The organism is Nonomuraea sp. NPDC051298, from assembly GCF_055586305.1.
In genome coordinates this window covers 316797-328859 of record NZ_JBVJIM010000006.1, presented here as the reverse complement: position 1 = coordinate 328859, position 12063 = coordinate 316797, and the positions used below count along the sequence as shown (strand labels likewise).

Here is a 12063-nt window from a genome sequence, read left to right as displayed (position 1 = left end):
CCGCCCAGGCCGATCCGGCGCCTCTCCGGTGGACGCTCCTGACGTGCCGGTGAACACCTCCCCAACGCTGACGAACCCCGTGGCAGCCCTCTGACGACCAATGTCAGGACTCCATCAACCCCCTCCTGACAGCTCGGCAAAACTGGCTATATATGGACCAACCGGACGCTGTCACCGTCGAAGTGCCCGCCCTCCTCGCCCTCTGACCGGCAACCGCGCCGGTCCGAGGACGGCGGCAGAAGGGCTCGACCCCTCATGCACCGCGACCGGACGTTACCCGCCGCCCTCACCCTCGCCTGCGCCACCGCCCTCACCCTGACGGTCACCGCGCAGCCCGCGACCGCCATCCCCCCGAACATCCCCTCCGCCTCCACCGCCGCGAGCCGCCTGGCCTCGCTCGTCGTCTCGGCCGAGTCGCACGGCAGCACGTACGACCGGGCGCTGTTCCCGCACTGGATCACCGTCAGCGGTTCCTGCAACACCCGCGAGGAGGTCCTCAAGCGGGACGGCACCAACGTGGTGACGGACTCCTCCTGCGCGGCCACCTCCGGCTCCTGGTACAGCCCGTACGACGGGGCGACCTGGACCGCCGCCAGCGACGTCGACATCGACCACATGGTCCCGCTGGCCGAGGCGTGGGCGTCGGGCGCCTGGTCGTGGACCACCGCCCGCCGCCAGCAGTTCGCCAACGACCTGGGCGGGCCGCAGTTGTGGGCCGTCACGGACAACGTCAACCAGTCGAAGTCGGACCAGGACCCGGCCGAGTGGCAGCCGCCGCGCTCGGCCGAGCGCTGCCGTTACGCCCGCTCCTGGATCCAGGTCAAGTGGTACTGGAACCTGACGGTGGACAGCTCGGAGAAGTCGGCACTCAACAGCCTGCTCTCCGCCTGCTGACCCAGGCGAGACAACCCACCCCCCGCTCCCCCACCCGGCCCGGCCGCCCGCCCCGGCCGGGCCGCCCCGGCAAGCGGCGAGCGCCGCGTCGCCGACCGACCGCAGGCCATGGCGGACGGCGTTCGCCGCGACCCGGCGCCACCACCGCTGATCGTCCTGCTCACGCACGGCGAAGGGACGTCCCTCCCACCGCCCCCGAGACTCTCATGCATCTCTCGCACGGCGGCCAGGTGATCAGGTGTCAGGGCCCGGCCTTGGCGTACGGCATGCAGGGCGTCGGTGAGTGCGGTGGTCGAGAAACCGATCCTCGTCATCTCGCCGGAAGGCCCAGGGGACGCCCTGGTGAGCAAGCACCGGCCACGGATCCGAGCCCGAGGGCGGGGTCCGGAGGGCCGCCTCGTATCCCCCTCCCGACCCGGCCGCCGAGGTTTCTGCGGGGTCGGCGCGTGCCGCTAGGTTGTCCTCATGCCGCGCGAGACGTTGACCCGTGACCAGATCGTCCGGGCCGCTGTGGCGGTGCTCGACGCCGAGGGGGTCGACGGCCTGAACATGCGGCGGTTGGGCACCCAGCTCGGCGCGGCGGCCACGGCCGTCTACTGGCACGTCAAGAGCAAGGACGAGCTGATCGTGCTGGCCGCCGACCACGTATGGGACGAGATCGAGCTGCCCGACCCCGCCGGGACCGGGTGGCGGGCGGCCGCCGCCGCGCTGGCCTCGGGTGCCCACAGCATGATCGGCCGCCACTTCTGGCTCCTGCCCGCGATGAGCACCCACCTCGTGTACGGCCCGGGCAAGGCCCGCTACGACGACCACTGCCTGGCCGTCTACGAGTCGGCCGGGTTCAGCGCCGCCGACGCCGACCAGGCGGCGGCCACGGTGCTCATGTACGTGATCGGCGCCGCGCACGGCGAGGCCGGGGAGCTGGCCCTGCGGGCCCGCCTGCGCCGGGCGGGCGCCGACGAGGACGAGCGGCTGCGCGACACCGTGGCGCGGATCGGCGAGATCGCGGGACGTTTCCCCCGGCTGCGCGCCCGCATGACACCCTCGGTGTACGAGGTCGCGTCGCTGCCCGACGAGGACACCTTCGCGTTCGGCCTGGACGTCATCCTCGACGGCCTGGAGGCCCGGCTGGCCGCCCGCACTACCCGAAGCCGGGCCCCCCGAAGTACGCGCTCGCGCCCGGAGTAGCCAGCAGGACGATGACCACGAGCGAGCCCAGCGTCGTCAGCACGAACCGGGTCACGATCACGGGCCGGAGCCAGCCGGGGAACGCCCGTTCCGCCGCCTCGACCACCGCACGGCCGTCGAGCGCGCGTACGGCCGGATCGGACGACTTCATGAACGCCGCCACCACCACCCGGCCCGCGAACACCTGACTCCCGGTCACCAGCCCGCCCGCGGTCATCAGGACCCCCGCGACGACCCACGACAGGATCCGCCCGGCCCCCGCACCGGCCAGCCCCAGCACGCCCAGCACCGCGAGCACGCCCGCGATGGAGACGGGGAACATCAGCTCCGCCACGCTCTCGGCGAACTTGATCCGATGCCGGGCGAGGACGTCGACCGCCAGCCCCTTCCCCGTCACGACCGCTTCGGCGGCCCGCTGCGCGCGTGCGCCGTGGGTGTGGACGGCGAGCGCGAGTGCGAGGAAGGTCGCCGCGAGCAGGAACTGCAGCGTCGAGGCGACGACGACGGAAACAGGCACGGCGAAGCCCTCCACAGACACAGAGCACGCAAGATCGCAAGACCACAGCCTTGCACTTAGTTCAACGCCAGCCTAGACAGCTCTTGAACTAAGTACAAGTCACCATGTGGAAACTCGGATCACCGACCTCCGCCCGACGTCCCCTCTGCCAGGAAAGCGATCCGGAACGCCGCGACCGCCCTCCGCTCGCACCCGGCCTACGACGGAGTGAGCACCGACTGCCGCAGAAACGCGGGAATCAGGGATCGGCGCACAGGAGCCCTGTCGTCCTGTGTGAGCGATCGCCCACGCGCCGAGAGTGGACAGACGTCGCGCCTGGCGTGCGAGCGCGTCGCCCGGCGACCCGACAACTGCCGGACGGTCGGCAGGAGCCCGCTCACCCGAGCGGGGACGGTAAAGATCATTGAGTTCGTGCACGCCGTTGCCGTAGCCTCCGACCATGGCAGTACGATCCGGCTACCTCCTCTGTGGGACCCCGCGGACCGGGAGCACCTTGTTGTGCAGCCTGTTGGGCTCAACGGGAGTACTCGGCCGACCCGAGTCCTATTTTCGCGAACCGGACGAAGCAACCTGGGCTCAGCGCCTCGGTGTGCCGATCGAGGGCGCAAGGGCGCGCGACTACCGGGGCTTCGTCGGGGCTGTTTCCGGCGAAGCCAGGACCGAGAACGGCGTCTTCGGTATCCGAATCATGTGGGGTTCGCTGGAGCGGGTCACGGACGGACTCCGGGAGTCCCGCGACGAGACGGACATCGCGACCCTGGAACGCGTACTCGGGCCCCTGACGTTGGTCCACCTACGGCGCGAGGATCTGGTCGCCCAGGCAGTCTCTTGGTCTCGGGCAGAACAGACGGGCTATTGGCAGCAGGGCGACGAAGCGCTGCGGCGGCCGCACGAGAACATCGATCAGATGCGCCAGTTGCTGGAGACCATCCGTCAACACAACCAGGCGTGGGAGTCCTGGTTCCGCTCGCAGGGAGTGTCACCGCACGTGGTCACCTACGAGCAGTTGGTGGGCGATCCGGGCGCGGTCGTCGAAGGGATCGCCGCTCGACTGCGGATTGCCGTGCCTCCGGGGTGGCAACCCAGGTCGCCCCACCGGAAGCAGGCCGACGAGGTGAACGAGAACTGGACCCTCGCTCTTCGCAGGTCTCTCGCGGCACGTCCTCTGTGACCCGTGGCGTCGAACGGCCCGCGCCCGCCCCGGCGTCCTTCGCCCTCATCGGTAGGCCCAGCGCGGCCCCGCGATCGCGCCCGCCCGCCAGCCAGGCCCACACCGAGTGGTCCTGGGACGCCCCGAACGGAACAATGCGAGCATCCTGGCGAACGCACCCTGGAGCCCGGAGTTCGGGCGGTCGCCTGCACCGAGCGCGTCGACCACACGGTGTGGCGGGGCGCAGGTGAGTTCGGGATCGATGGAGGTCAGCACACGTGCCACCGCCCCCGGACCGCAAGGCAGCCGGTCGTCGATTCGGCTGAGAGGGCGGGAGGGCGGGAGCGTCACCGCCGCACTCGGCGACGGCTTCACTGACGATCGAGGGTGACGATGGCAGATCGATCTACGGGACGTCCCGCCCCGGGGATCACCAGATCCCGTGAGGTCCGGCATCGCGGAGCGTCGTCCAGGCTCGCGATCACGTGGATTCGTCGCCAAGTGCGGTTCCAGCCGGGTCCCGCAAATCTTGTCACCAGGGTGTCCGGCTGGTGAGAAGATCGGGGGTGCTCCGAATAGCAGACGCGGTACTCGCAAGATTGCCGGAACCGCTGCACGCACTTGCCCTGAAGCACCGTGAACTGCTGAAGTTCGCGGTGGTGGGTGGAACGACGTTCTTGGTGGACAACGCGGTGTTCTATGGGCTGAAGCTCACCGTTCTGGAGCCGAAGCCGGTGACCGCGAAGGTCATCGCGGTGCTCGTGGCGACGATCGTGTCCTACGTGCTGAATCGCGAATGGTCGTTCCGGACCAGGGGCGGCCGCGAGCGCCGTCACGAGGCAGCGCTGTTCTTCCTGGTCAGTGGCGTCGGCCTGGTGCTCAGCTCCGCACCGCTATGGATCTCCCGGTACGTGTTCCGCCTGGAGACCCCGGACGTGAGCCTGGTGACCCAGGAGATCGCCGACTTCATGAGCGCGCAGATCATCGGCACGCTGATCGCCATGGTCTTCCGCTTCTGGGCGCTCCGGAAGTGGGTCTTCCCCGACGAGAAGGCCCACCCCGACCGCGTGCGGCTGGCTCCCACCCCCGATCCCACGGACGAGGCTGCTTGATGGCAGCGCATCCGGAAGCCGTTTCGGCGGCTGGACCGGCTCATGCCGCTGCCGCGCCCCGCAAGCCCGGCCCCCGGACAACCGCCGCACACCGCTCGAAGGGCTATCGATAGGCGGCTGCCTGGAGGGTGTAGAGGTCGGCGTAGAGGCCGTCGAGGGACATCAGGGTGTCGTGGTCGCCCTGCTCGATGACCGTGCCGTGGTCGAGGACGTAGATGCGGTCGGCGTAGCGGACGCTGGCCAGGCGGTGGGTGATGAGCAGGACGGTGCGGCCGTCGGCGTGGGCGCGGATGCGTTCGAAGAGGCCGTGCTCGGCGCGGGCGTCGAGGGCGGCGGTGGGCTCGTCGCAGATGAGCAGCACGGCGTCGCGGTGGAAGCCGCGGGCCACCGCGATGCGCTGCCACTGACCGCCCGACAGCTCGTGCCCGTCTTTGAAGCGCCGGTCGAGCAGCGTGCGGTAGCCGTGCGGAAGCTCGGCGATGACCTCGTCGGCACCGGCCACCGCGGCGGCGGTGTGCAGGGCGGGCTCGCCCTTGCCGGTGCCCATGGTGATGTTGTAGCGGGCGGTGAGGGGCCAGCGCGTGTGGTCCTGCGCGATGACGGCGGTGCGCAGCCGCAGGTCGTCGGGGCTGACCTGGCGCAGGTCGGTGTCGTCCCAGCGGACGGTGCCGGTGTCGGGCTCGTAGAGGCCGGAGAGGATCTTGGCGAGGGTGGACTTGCCTGAGCCGTTCTCGCCGACGAGCGCGATCACCTCGCCCTGCTTCACCTCGACGGACACCCCGCGCAGGGCGGGCTCGTCGGCGCCGGGGTAGGTGAAGGTGACCTGCTCGGCCGTGATGCACTCGAACCCGTCGGGCGCGGCGACCGGGCGCGGGCCGGCCAGCCGCCGCTCGGCCTCGGCGCAGAAGTCGAGGAAGTCGGTGAAGTAGAGGCCCTGCTCGTAGAGGCGGTTGGTGGCGTACATGAGGCTGGAGAGCGAGGTCTGGCCGGAGCGGATGGCCAGGACCGCCGTGCCCGCCACCGCGAGCGGGATGGCCGCGACGGCGAGCAGGACGCCGAGGGCGACGTAGACGAGCGCGGTGCCCACGCCGCCGAGCGCCTCGCCCACGAGCCTGGCCACCATCTGCCGACGGGCCAGGCCGAGCATCTCCTCCTGCTCGGCCCTGGCCACCGCGTCGTACATGCGCAGCAGGAAGCCGCGCATCGTGAACGAGCGCACCTCGGCCGCCGACTCGCGCTCGGCCAGCAGGTCGGCGATGATCCATTTACGGCGGCGGGCCGGGACGAGGGAGTAGATCGTGGAGTAACGCATGCGCGCGCTGCGCACGGCCGCCCAGGCGTCGGGCAGCACGGCCAGCAGGAGCAACGGGAGCAGCACCGGGTGCAGCACCCCCAGGACACCCGCCGCGGCCGCGATGCCGACGACCGAGGTGACCACGTCGACCGCCGTGGACACCACCGAGTCGGCCACCGTGACCCCGCGGCCGTTGGCGCGCTCCAACGAGTCGTGGAAGTCGGGGTCGTCGTAGGCGACCAGCTCCACCTGGCTGGTCAGGCCGTAGAGGCGCTCCTCGGTGAGCCGGGTGATCTGCGGGGTGAGGCGGGACTGCGCCCAGCCCGCGGCGGCCTGCGTGGTCGTGCGCAGCACGGCCGCCACGCCGACCATGACCAGGCTGGGCAGCGCCGCGACGACGCGGTCGGGGGTGGGGCCCTCGCTGAACAGCGCCGTCAGCACGCCGGTGGTGGCCAGCAGGCCGAAGGCGGTGAACACGCCGCCGAGCAGGTTGAGCGCGACCGTGGCCGCCGTGTCGCGCGGGCTCGCCTGCCAGGCCATGCGCAGCGCCTGGCCGACGAGCGCCGGGAGCCTTCTGGCGATGGTCAGGAAGCCGACCTCCGCCAACTTGTCGGTGTGAGCGTTCCAGCTAGAGGTGGAGATCTCGCCGAGTTCGAGTGGCTCGTTCTGCATGCATTGAGTGTGCACGCGGACACCGACAGTTTCAGCTCGGTTTTCGGGGCGCGGGTCCCCTGGCCGGGCGGCCTCCGGCACGCCGTCCGCACGGGCGGCGCAGGCGATCGGCCCCGCCTGGCCATACCACCGTGATAGGGGCAAATTGCTACGTCTCCAGAGAGCGGGAGTGCGCATACGTTCACAACACCCCCAACTCTCGGAGGAGGCTTCGTGTCAAGACCCCTTCGCTTCATCCTCTCCGTCGCCCTCAGCCTCGCGTTCCTGCTGGTCACCGCACCGGCCCAGGCCACCGCACTGGTCACGGTGCTCAGGTACGACGCGAGCCGGGCCGCCGAGTTCGTCGCGAACGTGAACCAGGCGGCCCAGATCTGGAACTCCAGCGTCACCAACGTCCGGCTGGTCCAGGGCACCCCGGCCCACTTCGTCGTGCTGGCCGACAACGGCTGGCCCCGCGCGCTGCCGACCAGCCTGGGACGCGGCACGATCTGGATGGGACGGCAGGCCGTCAACCAGGGCTACGACCGCGTCCGGATCGCCACCCACGAGATCGGCCACATCCTGGGCCTGCCCGACCGCCGCACGGGGCTCTGCTCGGACCTGATGTCGGGCTCCAGCGCACCGGTGAGCTGCACGAACGCCAACCCGAGCGCCGCCGAACGGGCCGAGGTGGACGGCAACTTCACGGGTGCCACACCGCTGGTCGAGTTCGGCACGCTGCACGTGGACAAGTGACACGCCCGGGGGCGGCCCACCGCGTGAGCGCCGGGCCGCCCCCGCGGCGGGCGAGGTGACGCCGTCGGCCGCGCCGCACCCCTGCCGGGTGCGGCGCGGCCGGACGCAGGGCTAAGCCGGTGGCACGGCGGTGTCGTCGCGCGTCGGTGCCTGTTCCGCTGCCGGTGCCTGTTCTGCTGCCGGTGCCGGTGCCGGTGCTGTGTCGTCGCGCGCCGGTCCGTACGTCAGCCCGAACCCCTGCGCGAACAGCGGCGTCTTCCCGTCACCCGCGTTGATCGGCTGCTGGGACGCGCTGCTCATCCACGTCACGGGCAGCCTGCCGGTCGGCCGTACGGCCCCGAACAGCACGTCGGCCACGCCCCGCCCCTCGGAGCCCGGCAGCCACGCGGCGACCAGGGCGTTCCACCCGGGCAGTTCCGCGGCGACGTCGAGGGGTCGCCCGGAGACCAGGACCACGACGACCGGCACGCCGGAGGCGCGCAGGGTGGCGAGGGTCTTCAGGTCGGCGGCGTCCAGCCCGAGCCCGGCCGGCCGGTCGCCCCGGACCTCGGCGTACGGGGTCTCCCCCACCACGGCGACGGCCACCCGGTAGGAGGAGTCGATGCCGCTGCCGTCACGGCTGTAGGTGACGGTCGCGCCCGAGCCCACGGTTTCTCTGATGCCCTCCAGGATGGTGGTGCCGGGAGTGATGTCGCCGGAGGAGCCCTGCCAGGAGATCGTCCAGCCGCCGCTCTGGTTGCCGATGTCGTCCGCGCTCCTGCCGGCCACGAAGATCTTGCCGCCGGACGTGGCCAGGGGCAGCAGGCCGCCGTCGTTCTTCAGCAGGACCTGCGACTTGGCCACGGCCTCGCGGGCCAGCGCCCGGTGCGCGGGGCTGCCGACGCTCGCGGTGTACCACCGGTCGGCGAGCGGCCGCTCGAACAGCCCCAGCTCGAACTTCTTGGTCAGCACCCGCCGCACCGCGTCGTCCACCCGGGCCATGGAGACCCGGCCCTCCTGCACCTCGGCGCGCAGCAGGTCGATGAAGCGCCGCCACTCGGTGGGCGCCATCACCATGTCGATGCCGGCGTTCACGGCGGTGCGCACGTCGAGCGCGGAGGCGCCCTTGACGCCGTCGATCTGGTCGATGCCGTTCCAGTCGGAGACCACGAACCCGCCGAAGCGCAGTTCGCCCTTGAGCACCGTGGTGATCAGGTATCGGTGTCCGTGCAGCTTGGCGCCGTTCCAACTGTTGAAGGAGACCATCACAGAGCCCACCCCGCGCTGGACGGCGGCCTGGAACGGCGGCAGGTGCAGCGTCCGCAGATCGGCCTCGTCGAGCCGGGTGTCACCCTGGTCGACGCCGCCGCCCGTGCCGCCGTCGCCCACGTAGTGCTTGGCGGTCGCCAGCACGGAGGCGGGACCGTTGAGCGCCGCCCCCTGCAGGCCGGTGACGATCGAGGTCATCGCGGCGGGCAGGTCCGGCGTCTCGCCGAACGACTCGTACGTACGGCCCCACCTGTCGTCGCGTGCCACGCACAGGCAGGGGGCGAAGTTCCAGTCGATGCCGGTCCCCGACACCTCCTCGGCCACGGCCCGCCCGATGCGTTCGACCATGGCCGGGTCGTAGCTGGCGCCGAGGCCGATGTTGTGCGGGAAGATCGTGGCTCCGGCGACGTTGTTGTGGCCGTGCACGGCGTCCACGCCGTAGATGAGCGGGATCTTGAGAGGCGTGGCCAGGGCCGCGTTCTGATACTTGTCGTACATGTCGGCCCAGCTCGTCGCCGTGTTGGGCGACGGGGCCGAGCCACCGCCCGACAGCACCGAGCCGAGCCGGTACGCGGTGACGTCGGAGAAGCCGACCGAGCCGCGCTCGCCCTGCGTCATCTGGCCGAGTTTCTCGTCCAGCGACATCCGGGACATCAGATCGGCCACCCGCTCCGCGACGGGCAGGCCGGAATCCTGGTAGGGAAGGGCGTCCACGACGGACGCCGGGGCCGTCGAAGGCACGGCCAGGAACGCGCCGGCGAGCGACAGCGCGGCGGTCCCGCGCGCCCAGGCCCTTCCCCGCCACGCCCTCCCCGCCCGTGTCCCGCCCGCCCGGTCTCCGCCCGTCAAGGTCCCGCTCGGGTTGCTGCTCATCGCACGCTGCTCCGGCTCGGTTCGAAAGGATAGGAACGCTCCCAAAGGCACCCCAGATGACGTTTCCCGAGTCTTCCGCCCCCACCGGGACCAGCACGCCGACGCCACCCCGTACCAGCGAAAACAGCGGCGAAACCTTCATCCCGACTTGACCCGCCGCACGGGGCCGTCGGCCGGTGCCCCGGCGGGGAGCGGATGCCCGAACCTTTGGGCGGCGCGGGGATTACCGGCACCGCCCCCGGGCGAGATTCGCCGCGTCGTCCCGACGCTCTCCGAGGAGGAGCCACATGGCGTACGGATCCCTGGCCGGGTTCGGCGGCGGCGTCGCGGTGGCGGCGCTGGCGGGCGGGCACCTGTGGCCGGCCGGGCTGTGCCTGGCACTCGCGCTGGGCGCCGCCTTCCTGGTGCGGTCGAGGTTCCGGCGCGGCCGGGGTCCGCTGTGCCCGTGAGCCCGCCCTCCGCCCGCCACGTCGGCGCGGGCGGGCTCCTCGCCCTCGGCGCGCTCCCGGTCGCCGCCTTCGCCGTCTGGGGCATCGCCCGCCTCGGCGCGATCGCAGGCGGCGGGGAGGGCCCGCCGTGGGCCTGGCTCGTCGGCCTCGCGCTGCTGTGGTGGGTGCCGCTGTGCTGGTTCGAACGCCCGATCCGGGTGCCGCCGGGCGCGCGGGCGCGGGTCGCCGCGCTCAGGGTGACCGTCCAGGTCCCCGTCTACAACGAGGACCCGAGGGCGCTGCGGGCGTGCCTGCGTTCGGTGCTGACGCAAAGCCGCCGGGTCGACCGGGTGCGGGTGGTGGACGACGGCTCGGCCGACGCGGTGACCGGGCGGCCCGTGTCGTACGACGCCGTACGCCGCGAGTTCGAGACCGAGGCCGCGACACTGGGCATCGAGACGACCTGGGACCGCACCCAGAACCGGGGCAAGCGCTTCGCCCAGATGCACGCGCTGGCCGGGGACGACGGCGACGTCTTCGTCACCCTCGACAGCGACTCCGTGCTCGACCGGCACGCCGTCAGGGAGGGGCTGGCCCCGTTCGCGGACCCGCGGGTGCAGTCGGTGGCCGGTCAGGTACTGGTGCTCAACCGCGCCGCCAACCTGCTGACCCGGCTGACCGAGCTGACGTACCTGCCCTTCACATGCGGCCTGCGCAGCGCCCAGTCGGTGTTGCGGCGCGTGACGCTCAACTCCGGCGCGCTGGCCTTCTACCGGGCGGACGTCGTGCGCCGGTGCGCGGGCGCGTACGAGAACGAGCGGTTCGGCGGGCGTCCCATGCAGATGAACGACGACTCGATGCTCACCTTCCACGCGCTGCTGGCCGGTGACACCGTGCACCAGCCGTCGGCCATGGTGTTCACGCTGGTGCCCGAGCGGTTCGGCCACTACGCCAGGCAGCAGGTGCGCTGGATGCGTGGCACGGCCGTGCGGCAGCTCTGGTGGCTGCGGTACATGCCGCTGACCGGGGTGGTCTTCTGGGCCACGGTGGCGGAGTACCTGCACCTGCTGCTCGCGCTGGCCGTCCCTGTCGTGGTGGTGGCCGACCCGGCGCGGCTCGGCCCGCTCTGCCTGGCGGTGGCGCAGGTCGGGCTGGGCATGAACTACCTGATGGCACTGCGGCTGTTCACCGTGCGGCGTGGTGGCGAGAGCGCGGCGGCGCGCCTGCGGGCCTTCGCGCTGGCCCCGCTGGCCGCGCTCTGGCGGCTGCTGGTGCTGCGCCCGATGTACGTGTACGCGTTGCTGACCTGCCGCCGCGTCAACCGCTGGGGCACCCGGGGCGGCGTGGAGGTATCGCTCACCGGGGCGGTTTAGTCAACCCCTTTCTTGACATGATCGCGCGAGGTATGTTCGACCCGAAAGAAAGTTTCACCCATGGAGGAATAGTGGGCAAGAAGCTTCACATGTGGGCATTACCGCTCGCCGCCGCCGCGGCCCTGACCGTCCTGGCGGCCCCCGCCCAGGCGGCCGACGGCTACGACCGGTGCCAGGACGGCTACTACTGCCTGTTCTCCGGGCTCGACGGCACGGGCGACATCATCCAGATCAAGAGCGACACCCCCGACCTGGCCGCGCTCGGCATCGCCGACCGGGCCAAGTCCGACTGGAACCGTACCGGCTCCTGGATCCACCTGTTCTCGGAGGCGAACTACGAGGGCTGCTCGGCGGTCACCACCCCGCGCGGCAAGGGCAACTTCTACATCGCCTTCCGCGACTTCTTCGACTCCGTCCGCTTCGACGGCGCGAACGGCCCGTCCTGTTTCGACACACTGAAGGGCACGGACAAGGGCGCGGTCGCCGACTCGCACGGCTGATCACCACTGAGCGCCACGGGAACCCACCTCAGACGCCGAACCCCCGGCCGGAAACCGGCCGGGGGTTCGTCATGGGGGC

Annotated in this window: 11 protein-coding genes; 8 read left to right on the top strand and 3 right to left on the bottom strand. The window is 71.4% G+C overall.

Going from position 1 to position 12063, the window contains the following annotated elements; translation table 11 throughout:
• Nucleotides 1–255 precede the first annotated feature (255 nt).
• Nucleotides 256–894 (top strand): HNH endonuclease family protein, encoded by a 639-nt coding sequence (locus ACZ6S0_RS21075; RefSeq protein ID WP_465920070.1) that lies wholly within the window; start codon nucleotides 256–258, stop codon nucleotides 892–894.
• Nucleotides 895–1359: 465 nt separating this feature from the next.
• Nucleotides 1360–2082, top strand: coding sequence for a TetR/AcrR family transcriptional regulator (locus tag ACZ6S0_RS21070; protein ID WP_465920067.1), 723 nt, complete (start codon nucleotides 1360–1362; stop codon nucleotides 2080–2082).
• Here ACZ6S0_RS21070 and ACZ6S0_RS21065 read toward each other — a convergent pair.
• Complete coding sequence (locus ACZ6S0_RS21065) at nucleotides 2036–2599, bottom strand: hypothetical protein (protein ID WP_465920064.1); 564 nt, start codon at nucleotides 2597–2599, stop codon at nucleotides 2036–2038. The genes ACZ6S0_RS21070 and ACZ6S0_RS21065 overlap by 47 nt on opposite strands.
• A 439-nt stretch (nucleotides 2600–3038) precedes the next feature.
• Between ACZ6S0_RS21065 and ACZ6S0_RS21060 the strand changes: the two genes are divergently transcribed.
• Both ACZ6S0_RS21060 and ACZ6S0_RS21055 read left to right on the top strand, forming a co-directional pair.
• Nucleotides 3039–3770: a Stf0 family sulfotransferase gene (locus ACZ6S0_RS21060; protein WP_465920063.1), complete on the top strand. Its 732-nt coding sequence runs from the start codon at nucleotides 3039–3041 to the stop codon at nucleotides 3768–3770.
• A 578-nt stretch (nucleotides 3771–4348) separates the two neighbouring features.
• Nucleotides 4349–4861: a GtrA family protein gene (locus ACZ6S0_RS21055; RefSeq protein ID WP_465920061.1), complete on the top strand. Its 513-nt coding sequence runs from the start codon at nucleotides 4349–4351 to the stop codon at nucleotides 4859–4861.
• Between the two features lie 103 nt (nucleotides 4862–4964).
• On the opposite strand, the gene ACZ6S0_RS21050 is transcribed toward ACZ6S0_RS21055, so the two are convergent.
• Nucleotides 4965–6827: an ABC transporter ATP-binding protein gene (locus ACZ6S0_RS21050; protein WP_465920059.1), complete on the bottom strand. Its 1863-nt coding sequence runs from the start codon at nucleotides 6825–6827 to the stop codon at nucleotides 4965–4967.
• Between the two features lie 213 nt (nucleotides 6828–7040).
• Here ACZ6S0_RS21050 and ACZ6S0_RS21045 point away from each other — a divergent pair, with 213 nt between their 5' ends.
• The gene (locus ACZ6S0_RS21045) at nucleotides 7041–7562 is read left to right on the top strand and encodes a snapalysin family zinc-dependent metalloprotease (RefSeq protein ID WP_465920057.1); all 522 of its coding nucleotides are present in this window, start codon (nucleotides 7041–7043) and stop codon (nucleotides 7560–7562) included.
• Nucleotides 7563–7673: 111 nt separating this feature from the next.
• Here ACZ6S0_RS21045 and ACZ6S0_RS21040 read toward each other — a convergent pair whose 3' ends face one another.
• Nucleotides 7674–9683 (bottom strand): glycoside hydrolase family 3 protein, encoded by a 2010-nt coding sequence (locus ACZ6S0_RS21040; protein ID WP_465920055.1) that lies wholly within the window; start codon nucleotides 9681–9683, stop codon nucleotides 7674–7676.
• Nucleotides 9684–9970: 287 nt separating this feature from the next.
• Here ACZ6S0_RS21040 and ACZ6S0_RS21035 point away from each other — a divergent pair, with 287 nt between their 5' ends.
• The 3 genes from ACZ6S0_RS21035 (at nucleotide 9971) to ACZ6S0_RS21025 (ending at nucleotide 11984) form a co-directional block, all read left to right on the top strand.
• Nucleotides 9971–10132: a hypothetical protein gene (locus ACZ6S0_RS21035; RefSeq protein WP_465920052.1), complete on the top strand. Its 162-nt coding sequence runs from the start codon at nucleotides 9971–9973 to the stop codon at nucleotides 10130–10132.
• The gene (locus tag ACZ6S0_RS21030) at nucleotides 10129–11484 is read left to right on the top strand and encodes a glycosyltransferase (RefSeq protein WP_465920051.1); all 1356 of its coding nucleotides are present in this window, start codon (nucleotides 10129–10131) and stop codon (nucleotides 11482–11484) included. The genes ACZ6S0_RS21035 and ACZ6S0_RS21030 overlap by 4 nt, the downstream gene beginning before the upstream one ends.
• Before the next feature lie 89 nt (nucleotides 11485–11573).
• Nucleotides 11574–11984: a peptidase inhibitor family I36 protein gene (locus ACZ6S0_RS21025; RefSeq protein WP_465920047.1), complete on the top strand. Its 411-nt coding sequence runs from the start codon at nucleotides 11574–11576 to the stop codon at nucleotides 11982–11984.
• Nucleotides 11985–12063: the final 79 nt, after the last annotated feature.